Annotated in this window: 3 protein-coding genes (1 of these 3 only partly in view); all 3 read right to left on the reverse strand. The window is 71.8% G+C overall.

Annotation, left to right across the window (positions count from 1 at the left end; all coding sequences use genetic code 11):
* Tightly spaced (each overlapping or abutting the next), the 3 genes in view from WMF33_RS24980 to WMF33_RS24990 form a layout consistent with a single transcriptional unit that may run on beyond the window.
* Complete coding sequence (locus WMF33_RS24980) at positions 1 to 1,155, reverse strand: methyltransferase (RefSeq protein ID WP_437322188.1); 1,155 nt, start codon at positions 1,153 to 1,155, stop codon at positions 1 to 3.
* Positions 1,152 to 2,105, reverse strand: coding sequence for a fatty acid desaturase family protein (locus WMF33_RS24985; protein ID WP_437322189.1), 954 nt, complete (start codon positions 2,103 to 2,105; stop codon positions 1,152 to 1,154). Before WMF33_RS24985 ends, WMF33_RS24980 begins: the two co-directional genes overlap by 4 nt.
* Positions 2,102 to 17,440: the 3' portion of an amino acid adenylation domain-containing protein gene (locus tag WMF33_RS24990; RefSeq protein ID WP_437322190.1), read on the reverse strand. The gene runs 1,734 nt beyond the window's last position; the window shows 15,339 of its 17,073 coding nt (coding positions 1,735-17,073); the start codon falls outside the window, past its right edge — the gene reads right to left on this strand; its stop codon occupies positions 2,102 to 2,104. Before WMF33_RS24990 ends, WMF33_RS24985 begins: the two co-directional genes overlap by 4 nt.

Consider the following 17,440-nt stretch of genomic DNA (forward strand, 5'->3'; position numbering starts at 1 on the left):
TCAGCCGGTGACTGGCCGGGCACCGACCACCGAGCTGTTGTATCCGAGCAGCGGCGTGACGCGGAGATCGACGAAGCCGGCCTGGGCGAGCAGGTCGCGCAGCTCCGAGGGGCGAAACTGACGCGCCTCCATATCGAGCGCCATCATGAGCGAGAAATGGGCGGTCCACAGCGGCCCGGGCCTATCCTCGTCGAGCAGCGCCTCTTGCACGAGCACGAGACCACCCGGCTTCAGGCTGGCGTAGGCGCGCCGCGCCAGCTCGAGACAGCGCTCGTCATTCCAGTCGTGAAAGATGTTGGTGAACAGGACGGCGTCGAAGCCGTCAGGCCACGCGACCTGGAACATGTCGCCGCCGACGCAGCGCACGCGATCGGCCACGCCGTAGCGGTCGGTCAGCTGTCGCGCCAGGTCCACGCTGCCCGGCAGCTCGAGCAGCGTGAGCTGCCGACTGGGGTCGCGGAGCGCGAGCGCGACGCACATCGAGCCGATGCCGCCGGCGACATCGAGGATCGCGCGCCGGCCCGCGAGCAGACCCGAGGCATCGAGCGCGAAGCCGAGCGGAAACGAGAACCGGTGCATGGCCGGTCCCCATAGCGCGGCGTGGTGCGCGCTGCCTTCCGACCACTTCGCCTTGGAGCCGCCGGCGCTGCCCGAGCGCAGCGTGTGGAGGAGCGAGCGGCTGATCGACGCGGCGGGCAGCGAGCTGTCGAAGAACGGGCTCTCGGGATAGAGGTAGAACCGCGCGGCCTCGGTCAGCGCCAGACCCTGGTCGCGGCCCTCGAGGACCCCCGCGGCGGCCAGGAGCTCGACCCACGCGCGCACCGGGCGCTCCACGAAGCCGAAGTGGGCCGCCAGCTCGGCGGCGGTCGTCCCCGGACGGTCGTCGAGGAAGCGCAGCATGCCGAGCTCGCGGGCGACGACGATCGCCTGCACCGTGCTGCTCACTGCGGCGTGCTGTTGCAGCACCTCGAGCGGCGCGGGGATCGCCGCCGCGGCGCCCGACACCAACCGCGTTACGGCGTCACGGCTCTGCCGCGCCCAGAACTCGCGCTCGATGCGCTGCCTCCGCCGGCGCTCGGCGAGCCACTGTCGGGTCAGCCGGAACAGCCCGAGCGCGAGCAGGGTGACGAACGAGCCGATTGCGAGCGGGATCATGGCGCTGCACCTCTCTGGAACGCTGCGGCCGGGGCGCGGTCGAACACCACTTCCAGCAGGGCTCGATGGTAGCCGCGAGTGACATGCGCGTGGCGCTGGAACGGCTCGCTCCGGGCGAGCTCGCCGTGCAGCTCGGGGAGCCGGAAGAAGGGAACGCTGGGAAATAGATGGTGTGATAGGTGGTAGTTGGCGTTGCGCGTGACCACGAAGGCGCTGTCGAACAGCGAGGGCACGACATCGCGGGTCAGCATCACCAGCGGCGCGTCCGACGGCCGGTTCGCCGTGCCCGGCGGGTAGTGCTCGGCGACCGCGCGCAGCAGGTTGATGAACATTCCCCAGGTCGCGAGCGGCACCATCCAGTAGAGCGCCACGATTCGCAGCGGCCACACCGGCAGGAGCACCCCGGCGACCAGCGCGCCCGGGATCGCGATCGCGAGCGCGCGCTGCCGCCAGTTGCCACGGATCACCAGCCGGCACAGCGGCACGAGCAGGCGTAGGCCGACCAGCGCGCCCGCGAGCTGGAGCGCCCGACGCCACGGCGGCAGGGCGTACCAGTCCAAGAACTCCTCTAGATCGGGGTCGGCCGGGGCGTTGACGTGACGGTGATGGTCGAAGTGCATCGGACGGTACTCGAGCAAGTCGAAGACGATGCTCGGCACGAGCAAGCGCCGCGCGAGGCGGTCATTGCGAGCCCGATCGCGCGTGAGCAGGCCATGCGCGCCATCGTGGAGCGCAACCGAGAACATCCCGACCTGACGCGCGGCGATGGTGATCACCGCCGCCACGTAGAGCGGCAGCGACCAGAACCGTTCGCTGATCACGACCGCCGCGACGATCACCGCGTAGTCGAACGCGAACGCGCGGAGGACCCGGGCGGTGTCGCGCCGAGACAGCTCGGCCAGGCGTCGCCGCGAGATCATGCGGTTGCGGTCAAGGCTTGCTTCCATCATTCAGAGATGTTTGGGCCCGCGTGGGCTCGTGATTGTTTTTCGACGCGCGAGGGCCGAGCTTCGACGGCGAGGTGCTCCGCGCTGGCACGCGCCATGTCCTCGGAGATGCGTCGGGCCAGGGCGCGGGCGTGCGGTGGCTGCACCATCGTCATGTGGTCGCCGCCGACCTCCTCGTAGACCACGCGCTGGGCCACCTTCTCCCACCCATCCATCGTCCACACCGGATCACGCTCCGCGGCGAGATAGTGCGTGATCGTGATCGGGAGTCGCGGCGGGACGTAGCGCAGCTTGGCGTGCTTGACGGCATGCGCGACGGTCACGTAGCGCTCGATGACGTCGATCGGCAGGTTGACGGGCAGGAAGCCGGCTGCCTGGGAGGTCAGCAGCATGCCGCGCACGTCGCCCGCGCGGTCGAGCTCGACGAGCTTGGCGCGCAGCTCGTCCGGGATGTCGTCGGGGAGCCGATTGAGCACGGTGGCCAGCCACGACGGGTCGATCGGCCCGCTGCTGGGAGCATCGAGGAAGGCGAGGAACTCGACGCGCTCGCCAGCCGAGAGCAGCTGGTGCGCCATCTCGTAGCCGACGTTGCCGCCCAAGCACCAGCCGACGATGCGATAGGGCCCGTGGGGCTGAACCTCGCGGATGGCGCTGACGTACGCGGTCGCCATGGCCTCGATCGTCTCGAGCGGCGTCTCGCCGGCGAGGTAGCCGATGGCCGACAGGCCATAGACTGGCACCTCGGGGTCGATGCCCGGAAGGAGCGCGGTGACGTAGCCGATCTCGCCCGGGCCGGGGTGGATGAAGAACACCGGTCCTTTGGTGCCGGCGCGGCGGAATGGCGTGAGGTTCGAGCGTAGATGCAGCGGCGTCCGGCGCGCGGCCACGGCGCAGAGCTCGAGCAGCGTGGGCGCGGCGAACAGCTCGCGCAGCGCGACCTCCGCATCGACGATCTCGCGCAGCCGGGCCAGCATCTGCACCGCGAGCAGCGAGTGGCCCCCGAGATCGAAGAAGCTGTCGTGACGTCCGATCCGATCGACGTTCAGCAGCTCGGCCCACAGCGCCGCCACGCTCTGCTCGATCTCGCCCTGGGGCGGTAGGTAGGCGCGGCTGACGTAGGCCTCGACTTCCGGGATCGGCAGCGCCTTGCGATCCACCTTGCCGTTCGCGCTCAGCGGAAACCCGGCGAGGTGCACGTAGGCCGAGGGGATCATGTACTCCGGCAACCGGTCGGCGAGGCGCCTGCGCAGCGTGCCGACCGGCACCGGGTGCTCCGCCGTGTAGTAGGCGACCAGCCGGAGGTCGCCGGGCTGATCCTCGCGTGCCAGCACGAGCACCTCCCCGACGCCCTCCTCCTCGGCCAGCACGGCCTCGATCTCACCAGGTTCGATACGGAAGCCGCGGATCTTGACCTGGTGATCGTTGCGCCCGAGGAACTCGACGCTGCCGTCGGGCAGCCAGCGCCCGAGGTCGCCGGTACGGTACATGCGGTCGCCGGCGCGGTCGCTCAACGGATCGTCGAGGAAGCGCTCCTCGGTGAGCTCCGGGCGATTCAGGTAGCCGCGCCCGACGCCGTCACCGCCGATGTAGATCTCGCCGATCACGCCGACCGGCACTGGCTCGCGATAGCGGTCGAGGAGGTAGATCCGCACGTTGGGGATGGGCCGTCCAATCGGCACGGTCGCGCCATCGAGGCGCGAGCAGCGGTGGATCGTCGCGCATACCGCCGCTTCGGTCGGGCCGTACGCGTTGAAGAGCCTGACCTGCGCCGACCAGCGCTGCGCCTCGCGCAACGCGATCGCCTCGCCCGCGACGATCAGCGTGGTCGCCGTGAAATGCTTGGGGTCGCACTGCGCGAGCGCGGACGGCGGCAGCGTGACGTGGGTGATCCCGTGGCGCGCGAGCGTCCTCGACAGCGCCGTGCCGGGCATGAGCTCGTCGCGCGAGACCACGTGCAGGCTCGCGCCGCGGACCAGCGCCATGCCGACCTCCGACACGCTGGCGTCGAAGCTGAATGCCGCGAATTGCAGCACGCGGCTCATCTCGTCGACGCCGAAGATCGCGCTCTGGGCGGTCACCAGATTGCAAAGCCCGCGGTGCTCGTTCAGGACGCCCTTGGGCTGGCCGGTGGAACCGGAGGTGTAGATGAGGTAGGCGAGGCTCCTCGATCCGACCCCGACCTCGGCCCGGTCGAGCGGGCCGGCTGGCTCGTTGGCCCATGCCGCGTCGCCGCGCGACAGGTCGATCACCGCCCGAGGTCCGACGGCGGCTTTGCCGATGGCGTCGACCACCACGACCTTGGGTGCGCTGTCGGCCAGCATGGTTGCCAGCCGCTCGGGCGGGTACGACGGATCGAGCGGCACGTAGGCGCCGCCGGCCTTGAGCGTCGCCAGCAGCGCGACGATCACGTCGGGGCCGCGGTCGATGCAGACCGCCACGCGCGACTCGGCTCGCACGCCGCGGCGGCGCAGGTAGCGGGCGAGTCGATTGGCGCGCTCGTCGAGCTCTTTGTACGAGAGCTGCCCGGAATCCCAGACCAGCGCCGCCGCGTTCGGCGTGCGGGCCACCTGGTCCTCGAACAGCTCGTGGAAGCAGCGGTCATCCGGGTACGGAGCGCGGGTCTCGTTCCAGGTCGTGACCACCTGCGTGCGCTCCGCGGCGTCGAGCAGCGACAGCCGTTCGATGGGCCGTGTGTCGGCGCCGCTGGCCACCGCCGCGCGCAGCGACCGCTCGAACATCGCGGCGAAGCGCTCCGCCGTGGCGCGCTCGAACAGGGCGGTCGCGTAGCTCAGCGTACCCTCGATCCCGGACTCGGTCTCGTAGAGCGAAAGGCGCAGGTCGAACTGCGACGACGACTGGGGCACCTCGAAGCTCGCCAGATCGAGGCCGTCGAGCGCGAGCGCGCCAGCGGGCGTGTTCTGCCATGCGAACAGGACCTGGAAGATCGGCGAGTGCGAGAGGCTGCGCGGTGGCTTCACCACCTCGACGACCTGATCGAACGACAGATCCTGGTGACGCTGGGTCGCAAGCACCTGGGCCCGCGTCCGCGCGAGCAACTGGGCGAGCGTCGGATCGCCGGCGAGGTCGATGCGCATCGCCAGGGTGTTGACGAAGAAGCCGATCAGCGGCTCGATCTCGGCCCGGGTCCGGCCCGCGACCGGGGTGCCGATCACCACGTCGTCTTGGCCGGCGAGCCGCCCCAGCGTCACGGCCCAGCTCGCGAGGATGGTCATGTACAGGGTCACGCCGTGGCGCCGGCAGAGCGCCCGGAGCTGATCGGCGAGCTCGACGGGCAGGCGCACGGCGACGGTGTCGCCACCGTGGTCCTGCTGGGCCGGGCGAGGTCGATCGGTCGGCAGCGTGAGCAGCGTCGGCGCGCCGTCGAGGTTGCGGCGCCAGAACTCGACCTGGTTTTCCAGCTCGCCGCGCTCCAGCCAACGGCGCTGCCAGGCGGCGTAGTCGGCGTACTGGACCGAAAGGGCGGGCAGGAGGTCGGGCGCACCCTTGCGGTGCGCGTTGTACAGGGCGCTGAGCTCGTCGAGCAGCACGCCCATCGACCAACCATCCGACACGATGTGGTGCGTCACGATGTGCAGCACGTGCTCGTCGTCAGCGACGCGCATGAGCATCGCCCGCATCGGCAGGTCGCGCTCGAGGTCGAACCGCGCCGCGATGTGCGCGCTCGCGAGCTGCAGCGTCGTGGCCTCGATGTCGCGCCGCCCGCGCAGATCGCGCGCAACCAGGACCAGCTCGGCCTCGGCCTCGGGCCGCACGATCTGCACGGGCTCCCCGTCGACGACGCGGAAGCAGGTGCGCAGCGCCTCGTGACGCTTCACGATCCGCGCGAGCGCCCAGGCGAGCGCCTCGCGATCGAGCGGACCGCGCAGCCGGATGCCGCCGTGGAGGTGGTGCGCCTGGCGGCCTTCGGACAGCCGGTCGAGGATCCACAGGCGCTTCTGCGCCAGCGAGAGCGGCAGCGGTCCGCCACGCTCGATCGGCGTGATCGCGTCGACCTGCGAGCGGGCAGCGTCGCTCAGCCGCTCGGCCAGCGCGCTCAGCCGCGGGTGCTCGAAGACGTGGGCGAGCGGGACCTCGACGTCGAGCATCCGGCGAAGCCGTGACACCATCTGCACGGCGAGCAGGGAGTGGCCGCCGAGCTCGAAGAAGTTGTCGTGGCGGGTCACGTCCGGCACCTGGAGCAGATCGGCCCAGAGCCCCGCGAGCATCTGCTCGATCTGGCCGCGCGGCGCCTCGTCGTGACGCCGCACCGGCGAGCTGGTCTCCGGGGCGGGCAGCGCCTTGCGATCGATCTTGCCGTTCGCGGTGAGCGGCATCGCCGACAGGTGCACGAAGGCCGCCGGCATCATGTAGCCAGGGAGGCTCGCGGCGGCATGCTGCCGGAGCGCGTCGGTACGGGAGGCCGGCGCCGTGTAATAGGCGACCAGGCGCGCGTCGCCCGGCACGTCCTCGCGCGCCACCACGACGACCTCACGGACCTCGTCGACCTCGGCCAGCCGCGCCTCGATCTCGCCGAGCTCGATGCGGAAGCCGCGCAGCTTGACCTGGAAATCGTTGCGCCCGAGGTACTCGAGGTCGCCGTCAGGGAGCCAGCGGACGAGATCGCCAGTGCGGTACAGGCGTCCGGTCGGCGCGAACGGATCGGACACGAAGCGCTCTGCGGTCAGCTCCTCGCGATGGAGGTAGCCGCGCGCCACGCCATCGCCGCCGATATAGAGCTCACCGGGTACGCCGATGGGCACGGGGCGGCGCTGCGCGTCGAGCACGTAGACCTGCGTGTTGGCGATCGGTCGGCCGATGTGCGGAACCGGCTCGGTGAGGCGGCTCAGGGTCGACCAGATGGTCGTCTCGGTCGGACCGTACAGGTTCCACAGCTCGGGCACGCCGCCGAGGAGCTCCGCGGCCAGGCTCGGCGGCAACGCCTCACCGCCGCACAGCACCTTGAGCGAGCGGCACCGCGCAGGCCAGCTGTGCTGCGCGAGCATGCGCCAGGTCGAGGGCGTCGCTTGCAGGATCGATACGCCGTGGGCCTCGATCAGCGCATGCAGCGCCGCCGGGTCACCTGCCTGCTCGCGGGTGGCGATCACCACGGTCGCCCCGCACGACAGCGGCAGGTACAGCTCGAGCCCGGCGATGTCGAACGACAGCGAGGTCACGCCGAGCAGCACGTCCTCGGCGGTGATGCCGGGAGCGTCCTGCATGGTGGTCAGGAAGTTGACGACGCTGCGGTGCTCGACCATCACGCCCTTGGGCTTGCCGGTCGATCCGGACGTGTAGATGACGTACGCGAGGTGGCGCGATGTCAGCTCCGCGCGCTCCGGGCGACCGCTGGGATGCCCGTCGAGCGCGCCCGGCGCGTCGAGCAGCACGAGCGCCGCGGAGGTGGCCGGCAGGCTCGCCGCGATCGCGGTCTGGGTGACGAGCTGGCTCGGCCGGGCGTCGGCGAGCATGGTCGCGAGGCGCTCGCGCGGATAGCTCGGATCGAGCGGGACGTAGGCCCCGCCCGCCTTCAGCGTTCCGAGCACCGCCACGAGCAGATCGATGCCGCGGTCGACAGCCACGCCGACCAGGCCGTCCGGGCCCACGCCGCGGGCGCGGAGCAGGTGGGCGAGCCGGTTCGCGCGCTCGTCGAGCTCGCGGTAGGTCGCGCGGGCCTCGCCCGCGATCACCGCGATCGCGTCCGGCGTTCGCCGCGCCTGGGCCTCGAACAGCTCGTGCACGCACAGATCGTGTCGGTAGTCCCGCGCCGTCGCGTTCCAGGCAGTGACGACCTGCGCGCGCTCCGCCGCCGGCAGCACGTCGAGCTCGCACAGGGCCGCGCCGCCTCCGTGCTCGAGCGCGTGCACGACCGCCTCCACGGCCGTGCGCATGAAGGCGCAGACGCGCGCGGGCTCGATCGGCTCGCGCACGTGAGCGGTGAGCGCGAAGCCCTCGCCGAGATCATCCACCGACATGACGAGCGGGTAGTTGGTCCGCTCCTCGGCGGACAGCAGCTCGATGCGGTCTTCGCTCGCATCGCCCGCCGTCGGCGCCTCTGGCGCGGCATCCTCGATCGTGTAGCGGTAGTTGAGGAGCGAGGTGAAGAGCGGCGCCTCCGCCGGCACGGCGCTCGCCCGCTGCGCCAGCACGAGGGGGGCGTGCTCGTGGCGGAGCAGGTCGACGAGCAGCGCGTGGGTCGCGGTCACGCTCTCGGCGACGCCGCGCTCGCCGACGCCGAGCCGCACCGGCAGCGTGTTCATGAACAGGCCCAGGCCGCGATCGGCGTGGGCGCCGCCCTGCATCCGGCCGAACAGCACGGTGCCGAACACCACCTGCTCGCGCCCGGTCGTCCGGGCCAGCACCATCGCCCACGCCAGGTGCATGAGGCTCGCGGGGCTGACCCGGAGCCGCCGCGCCTCGCGTCGGATGGCCAGGGCGAGCTCGGCCGGCAGAAGCTCGTGCGCCTCGCCGATGCCCCGGCCGTCACCGCGCACGTCGACGAGCCCGAAGGGCGCGGTCGGTTCGTCGATGTCGCCAAGCATCCGCGCGAAGAACGCACGGTGCTCGTCCTGGCTGACGCCCAGGCGCGCCTGGGCCACGAACGTGCGGAACGGCACCGGCGGCGGCAGGCGGTCGCCCTCGCCGCGCAAGAAGGCCTTCGCCTCGTGGACGAGCAGATCGAGGGTCGTGTGATCGACCACGAGGTGATGCGACAGCACGCTCATCACCCAGCGGCTGTTCGCCTCGTCGCTCGCGATGTGGCAGCGCAAGAGCGGCGCCTGGCTGATGTCGAGCCGCACGCGCCGCGGATCGCAGCGCGCGGCGAGCTGGGTCGCGATGTCGCCGTCGCGCGGATCGAGCGCGACGAGCTCGACCGGCAGCTTCGCCTGCCGGCGCACGACCTGGACGGGCTGATCGAGCCCGCGCCAAGCGATGCCGGTGCGCAGGATGTCGTGGCGAGCGATCACGTGATCGAGCGCGGCGACGAAGCGATCGAGCCCGGCTCGGGTCGGGAACGCGAGCAGGTGCGATTCGACGTACGCGTCGCTGCTGTCGTCGAGCAGGTGGTGGAACAGCATCCCCTCCTGGAGCGGCGCGAGCGGGTAGATGTCGGCCACGTTGGCCGCGCCGCCGTCGACGCCCGCGACGATGCTGTCGATCGCCTCCTGATCGAGGCGGACGAGGGTCAGCATCTCCGGGGTGATGCGCGTCGCCCCGGGGGTGACGAGGTTGTCCGGCAGCGCGACCTCCTGGCGCTCGGCGCCGGCCCGCTGGGCGAGCTCGGCCAGGTTCGACGCCAGGAACACCGCGCGCACGTCGGCGTGCAGCCGCTCGGCGCGCATGCGCTCGATGAGGCTCACGGCCAAGAGCGAGTGTCCGCCGAGCTCGAAGAAGTTGTCGTTGCGCCCGACCTGCTCGAGCTTGAGCAGCTCGGCCCAGATCCGGGCCAGCCGCTCCTCCTTCTCGCCGCGCGGCGCCTCGTAGGCGCGGGTCGAGGCCTGCCCGTCCGGCGCCGGCAGCGCCGCGCGATCGATCTTGCCGTTGGCCGTGAGCGGCAGCGCCGCGAGGTGCACGAACGCCGACGGCACCATGTAGGATGGCAGACGATCGCTCGCGTGCTGCCGCAGCGCCTCCGGCGACACCGGCGCGCCCGTGAGGTAGGCGACGAGGCGAAGGTCGCCCGGCGCGTCCTCGCGCGCCACCACCACCACCTCGTCGACGCCGTCCTGCGCGCGCAGCGCGGTCTCGATCTCGCCGAGCTCGACGCGGTAGCCGCGGATCTTGACCTGGTGATCGTTGCGCCCGAGGTATTCGATGATGCCGTCGGGACGCCAGCGCGCGACGTCGCCGGTGCGGTACATCCGCGCGTCGGGCTCGGCGGCGAACGGATCTGGCAGGAACCGCTCGCGGGTCAGCTCCGGGCGGTTGACGTAGCCGCGCGCCACGCCCACGCCGCCGACGTGGAGCTCGCCGGCCACGCCGACCGGTACGGGCTCGCCGCGGGCATCGAGGATGTAGATCCGCGCGTTGGTGATGGGCCGTCCGAGCGGCACCGACGCGGGCAGCGGATCGGTGACCTCCTGGGCGGTGCAGGCGACCGAGATCTCCGTCGGTCCGTAGTTGTTGAAGATTCGCATGTCGGGCGCGTGCTCGCGCCACCAGCGCAGCGCGGCGCCGCGCAGCGGCTCGCCGCCCAGCACGAGCGTGCGGACCCGGCCAGCCAGCGCCTCCGCGGGGATCACCTGCTGCAGCAGCGCCAGGTGCGACGGTGTCAGCTTGAGCGGCGCGAGGTTGGAGCACGAGAGGAGCTGGCGACGCCACGCCTCCACGTCGTTGCCCGGTGTGCCGAGGCGCACGGTCTTGCCGCACAAGAGCGGCGGGTAGAGCCCGGTGAGCGCGAGGTCGAAGCTGAGCGAGGTGAGGATGAGGGAGCCATCGCCGCTCGCCAGATCCTGCTGCCGGATCATGTGGGCCGTGTAGTTCACGATCCCGCGGTGCTCGACCATGACCCCCTTGGGGCGCCCGGTCGATCCGGACGTGAACATGACGTACGCCAGGTGCCGGGGGGTCAGCCCGAGGGCGCGCGGGTCGAGCTCGCCGGCGTCGGCCGAGCGGTCGACGTCCTCGACGGGCTCGCCGCCCGGAGCGAGCAGGACGACGTCCGCCTGCGCGGCGGGCAAGCGCGCCTGCCACGCCGCCTCGGTCAGCACCACGCGCGGCGCGGCCTCCTCGAGCATCTCCGCGAGCCACGCGACGGGGTGGTGCGGATCCACCGGGATGTACGCGCCGCCGGCCTTGAGCACCCCGAGGAAGCCGACCACCATCGCGATGCCGCGCTCGGCGCACACCGCGACGAGCACGTCGGGACCGACGCCCCGCGCGCGCAGCGATCGCGCGAGCCGGCTGGCCCGCGCGTCGAGCTCGGCGAAGCTCAGCGACTGATCGCCCGCGACGAGCGCCGTCGCGTCCGGCGTGCGGCGCGCCTGATCCTCGAACAGCTCGTGCAGGCACTTCGCGCGCGGATAGTCCCCGGCGGTGTCGTTCCATTCGACCAGGATCTGCCGGCGCTGCGCCTCGCTCAGCACCGGGAGCTCCGCGACACGACGGTCGTCGCCAGCCGCCATGGCCTCGAGCAAGGTCGTCCAGTGCGCCACGATGCGCTCCACCGTGGCGCGCTCGAACAGCGCCGTCGCGTAGACCAGAGAGCCGGTGATCCCGGCGTCGCCCTCCTCGAGGGTCAGCGACAGGTCGAACCGGGCCGTCGCCGCTGGCCGCTCGACGCTCGACAGCTGCAAGCCGGGCAGCTCGAGCCCGCCGGGCTGCGCGGCGTGGTGGTCGAACATGACCTGGAACAGGGGCGAATGCGCGAGGCTGCGCGGCGGCTTGACCGCCTCGACCACCTGGTCGAACGGCAGGTCCTGGTGGTCCTGCGCGGCCAGGACCTGCGCGCGGGTGCGCGCGAGCAGCTGGGCCACCGTCGGCTCGCCGCGCAGGTCGATGCGCAGGGCGAGCGTGTTGACGAAGAAGCCGATCAGCGGCTCGAGCTCCGTCCGGCTGCGGCCGGCGACCGGGCTGCCGATCACCACGTCTTCTTGGTTCGCGAGCCGGCCGAGCGTCGCGGCCCAGCTGGCGAGCAGCGCCATGTACGGCGTCACGCCGTGGCGCCGGCACAGCGCATACAGCCGATGGCTCAGCGCGGCGCCGAGCTGAACATCGACGTTGGCTCCGGCGTGGCTGCGCTCGACCCGCGGCTGGTCGGTCGGCAGCTCGAGCAGCGCCGGCGCGCCGGCCAGGTTGCGGCGCCAGAACTCGGCCTGGGCCTCGAGCTCGCCCGCGGCGAGCCAGCGACGCTGCCAGACCGCGTGGTCGACGTACTGGATCGCCAGCGGCGGGAGCGGATCGGCCTCGCCGCGAGCCAGGGCGCGATAGAGCGCGGTCAGCTCGCCGAGCAGGATCCCCATGGACCAGCCGTCGGCGGCGATGTGATGCATCACCAGATGCAGGACGTGGTCGTCGGCGGACAGCCGCACGAGCAGCGCGCGCACCGGCAGATCGCGCTCGAGATCGAACGCCGCGGACTCGTGCGCGCTGCACATCGAGAGGGCCGCGGCCTCGCGGTCGGGGTAGGCCTCGGCGGCGAGCTCGCGCTCCTGCCAGGGGAGCACCGCATCGCGCCGCACCACCTGCCTCGGCTGTCCGTCGATCCGCTCGAACGTGGTGCGCAGCGCCTCGTGGCGCTCGACGATCCGCTGCAGCGACCGGCGCAGCGCCTCGCGGTCGAGCGCGCCACGCAGGCGCACTGCGCCGCCGATGTGATAGGCGTCGCTCGCGCCGTCGAGCCGGGTCAAGAACCACAGCCGCTGCTGCGCCAGCGAGAGCGGCTGGGGCTCTCGGCGCTCGTCGTCGGTCAGCGGCACGAACGCGGGTAACCGCGAGGTCGCCGCTTCGTTCAGGCGCTCCGCGAGCCGGGCGAGCTCGGGGTGCTCGAACACGACGGCGAGCGAGACCTCGATGTCGAGCGCGCGGCGCACCCTGGACACCAGCTGTACGGCGAGCAGCGAGTGACCGCCCAGCGCGAAGAAGTCGTCACGGCGTCCCACGCGCTCGACCTTGAGCAGCTCCGACCACAGGTCCGCGAGCAGCACCTCGATCCGCCCGCGCGGCTCCTCGTACGCACGCCGCACGTACGAGCCCGCTTGCGGGGCCGGCAGCGCCTTGCGATCGAGCTTGCCGTTGCCCGTGAGCGGCAGCGCCTCCAGGTGAAGATAGGCGGCCGGGACCATGTACGGCGGCAGCGACTGCGCGGCGTGCCGCCGGAGCAGCTCGGCGTCCGGCGCGGGTTCGCCGCTGGCCGTGAAATACGCGACGAGGCGCTTGTCGCCCGGCTCGTCCTCGCGCGCGACGACGACCACGTCGCGCACGCCCGGGGCGCGCGACAGGCACGCCTCGATTTCGCCGAGCTCGACGCGGAAGCCGCGGATCTTGACCTGGAAGTCGTTGCGGCCCAGGTACTCGACGCTGCCGTCGGGCAGCCGGCGCGCCAGGTCGCCGGTGCGGTACAGCCGGCCGCCGCCGGGGAACGGGTTTTCGAGGAAACGCTCGGCGGTGAGCTCGGGCTGGCCCAGGTAGCCGCGCGCCACGCCGGCGCCGCCGACGTAGAGCTCGCCGGTCACGCCGACCGGCACCGGCTGGCGATGTCCGTCGAGGATGTGCAGCTGCAGATCGGGAATGCGCACGCCGATCGGGCTCGGTCCCGGCCGAAGCGCGTCCTCGGCCTCGAGCGGGCGGTACGTCACGTGCACGGTGGTCTCCGTGATCCCGTACATGTTGACGAGCCGCGGGCCGCGCTCGTGGCGCGCATACCACGGCCGCAGCGTGTGCAGCTCGAGCGCCTCGCCGCCGAAGATGATGGTGCGCAGCCGGTTCGCGCGCCCGCACTCCGCCTCGGCCGCCATGAGCTGCTGGAAGGCGCTCGGCGTCTGGTTGAGCACGGTCACGCCCTCGTCGCAGATCAGCTCGACCATGTGGCGGGGCGAGCGGGCGACCGCCGCCGGCACGATGACCAGCCGGCCGCCGTACAGGAGCGCACCCCAGATCTCCCACACCGAGAAGTCGAACGAGAACGAGTGGAACAGCGTCCACACGTCGTGGTCGTCGAAGTGAAACCACGCCTCGGTGGCGTCGAACAGACGCACGACGTGGGCGTGCTCGACCATGACGCCCTTGGGCCTCCCGGTCGATCCCGACGTGTAGATGACGTACGCGAGGTGGTTCGGCGCCACGCCGGTGGAGCCACGTTCGAGATCGCTGTCGGGCGCATCAGCCCAGGTTGCGGCGTCACGGTCGAGGTCGATCACGTGCGTGGGGCCCGGCGTGAACGCCCCCAGCGCCTCGCGCCCCACCGCGTCGACCAGCAGCACGGCTGGCGCGCAGTCGGCGAGCGTGGCGCCGAGCCGCTCGGACGCGTACGCCGGATCGAGCGGCACGTAGGCGCCGCCGGCCTTGAGCGCGGCGAGGAGGGCGGTGACCATGTCGAGGCCGCGATCGACGCAGATCGCGACCAGGCGGTCCGGCCCGATCCCCAGCGCCCTCAGGTGATGGGCGAGCCGGTTCGCGCGTTCGTTCAGCGCGCGATAGGTGAGCTGCGCCGGGCCGTGCGTCAGGGCGATGGCGTCGGGCCTCTGCCGGACCTGCGCCTCGAATCGCTCGTGGAGGCAGTCCAGCGCCGGCACGTCGGCCATCGTGTTCCAGTCGACGAGCAGCGCGCGGCGCTCGCGCTCGGACAGGAGCGGCAGTGCGCTGACCGGCCGCTCTTCATCGGCGAGCATGGCCTCGAGCAGCGTGAGCCACTGGCCGCGGATGCGCTCTGCCGTCTCGTGATCGAAGAGCGCCGTCGCATAGCTCAGATCACCGGTGATGCCCGCGGGGCCTTCGTGCAGCGTCAGCGTCAAGTCGAGCTGAGCGGTCGGCTGCGCCACGCGCAGCTCCGAGAGCTCGAGGCCCGGCATCTCGAGCGCCGCGTCGGCGGTGTTCTGCCAGGCGAACATCACCTGAAAGAGCGGCGTGTGCGCGAGGCTGCGCGGCGGGTTCACGGCCTCGACGATCTGGTCGAAAGGCAGGTCCTGGTGAGCCTGCCCAGCCAGCACCCGATCGCGGGTGCGCGCCACGAGCTCGCGTACCGTGGGTTCGCCGTTCAGGTCGATGCGCAGGGGAAGGGTGTTGACGAAGAAGCCGATCAGAGGCTCGACCTCGGTCCGATTGCGGCCCGCGACCGGGCTGCCGATCACGACGTCGGTCTGGCCGGACAGCCGGCCCAGCAGCGCCGCCCAGCTGGAGAGCAGCAGCACGTAGGGCGTCACGCCGTGGTGCTGCGCCGCCGCGTGGATCCGCGCCGTCAGCGCGGCGTCGAGCGCGAGGTCGACCGCGGCGCCTGCGTGATCCTGCCGCGCGGGGCGCTGCCGGTCGATGGGCAGCTCCAGGAGGACCGGCGCGCCCTGCAGGCTCTCGCGCCAGTACGCCGTCTGCGCCTCGAGCTCGCCGTGGCCGAGCCAGCGTCGCTGCCAGGCCGCGTAGTCGGCGTACTGGATCGCGAGTGGAGGCAGCGGGTCGGGTTGCCCGGCAAGGAACGCGCGATAGAGCCGGCTCAGCTCGTCCACGAACACGCCGATCGACCAGCCGTCGGAGGCGATGTGGTGCATGACCACGTGCAACACGTGCTCGTGCTCGGCGCGCCGCACGAGCAGCACGCGCAGCGGGATTTCGCGGGTGAGATCGAACGCGCGGGCCGTGTTCGATTCGATCAACCGGCGCGTGGCGGCCTCGGGGTCGCTTTCGCCGCGAAGGTCTCGCTCGTCGAGGACCAGCCCGGCATCCTGGACGATTTGCACCGGCTCGCCGTCGAGCTCCTGGAAGCAGGTGCGCAGGGCCTCGTGGCGCTCGACGATGCGCTGGAGCGCGCGGCGGAGGACGTCGCGGGCGAGCGCACCGCGGAGCCCGACCACGCCGCTGATGTGATAAGCCTCGCTCGCGCCGCCCATCTGGCTCAAGAACCAGAGTCGCCGCTGCGCCAGCGACAGCGGCTGCGGCCCGCTGCGCTGCGCGACGGGGATCGCGTGCTGGGCCGCGCGCGCGGCGCGGCTGACGGCCTCGGCGAGCGCGGCGAGCTCCGGGCGCAAGAACACGTCGCTCAGCGCGAGCTCGACACCCAGGGCCTTGCGGACGCGAGAGACCAGCCGCACTGCCGCGAGCGAGTGACCGCCGAGCGCGAAGAAGCTGTCGCGCCGGCCCACGCGCTCGACCTGCAGCAGCTCGGCCCAGATCCCGGCGAGCGCCTGCTCGATGTGCCCCGTCGGCTGCTCGTAGCCCTGACGCCCGAAGTCCTCGACGTCTGGCGCCGGCAGCGCCTTGCGGTCGAGCTTGCCGTTGGGGGTGAGCGGCAGCGCCGGGAGCCGCACGTAGGCGGCTGGCAGCATGTATTCGGGTAGGCCCCGTGCGGCGTGCTCACGCAGCGTGCGCGCATCCGGCGCGTGCTCGCCCGTGTAATACGCGACCAGCCGCCGCTCTCCCGGCGCGCTCTCGCCCACCGGCTGCGCGACGACCACCACCTCCGCGACGCCTGGCGCGCCCGCCAGCCGCGCCTCGATCTCCCCTAGCTCGATCCGGAAGCCACGAATCTTCACCTGGAAGTCGTTGCGTCCCAGGTATTCGATGCTCCCGTCGGGCAGCCAGCGACCCAGATCGCCTGTCCGGTACAGGCGCCCCGTTCCCGTGAACGGGTCGTCGACGAACCGCTCCGCCGTGAGCTCCGGCTGCCCGAGGTAGCCGCGCGCCACGCCCGCGCCTCCGACGTACAGCTCGCCCGTCACCCCCACCGCCACCGGCTGCCTCTGCTCGTCCAGCACGTACAGCCGCAAGTCGGGCAGCTTCACCCCGATCGGGCTCGGCCCAAGCCGGTCCGCGTCCCGAGCCGCGAGCGCACGGTAGGTCACGTGCACCGTCGTCTCGGTGATGCCGTACATGTTCACAAGCCTCGTCGCTTGCTCGTCGTTGCGCTCGTACCACGGCTTGAGCGTCCGCAGCTCCAGCGCCTCTCCACCGAAGATCACCCAGCGCAGCTGGTGCACACTCGGCGTCTGCGCCTGCGCCGCCATCAGCTGCTGGAACGCGCTCGGCGTCTGGTTCAGGACCGTCACCCCTTCGGCGCACAACAATTCATAAAACTCGACCGGCGAGCGCGCGGTCGTCAGCGGCACGATCACCAGCCGCCCGCCGTACGAGAGCGCGCCCCACAGCTCCCACACCGAAAAGTCGAACCCGATCGAGTGGAACAGGCTCCACACGTCTCGCTCGTCGAACCCGAACCACGCCTCGGTGCTCGCGAACAACCGCGACACCTGCGCGTGCTCGACCATCACGCCCTTGGGCCGCCCCGTCGAACCCGACGTGTAGATCACGTACGCAAGGTGGCTCGGCAAGACTTCCACCCCAGGATCGTGCTCGGCCGCCTCCGCCCACTGCGCCGCGTCTTGCTCGACATCGACCCACCGCGCCGACCGCGACGCTGGCTCACCCAGCGCCACGCGCCCCGTCGCGTCCACCAGCACCACCAAAGGGTCGCTGTCGGCCAGCGTCGCCACCAGCCGCTCCGACGCGTAGGCCGGATCGAGCGGCACGTACGCACCGCCCGCCTTGAGGACCGCAAGGATCGCGGTCACCAGCGCCACGCCGCGCTCCAGGCAGATCGCCACCCGCTGCTCCGGCCCCACCCCCATCCCGCGCAGGTGATGCGCCAGGCGGTTCGCCGCCGCGTTCAGCGCGCCATAGCTCACGCGCTCCGCTCC

It is taken from the genome of Sorangium sp. So ce394 (assembly GCF_051474665.1).
Taxonomy (GTDB): domain Bacteria; phylum Myxococcota_A; class Polyangia; order Polyangiales; family Polyangiaceae; genus Sorangium; species Sorangium cellulosum_D.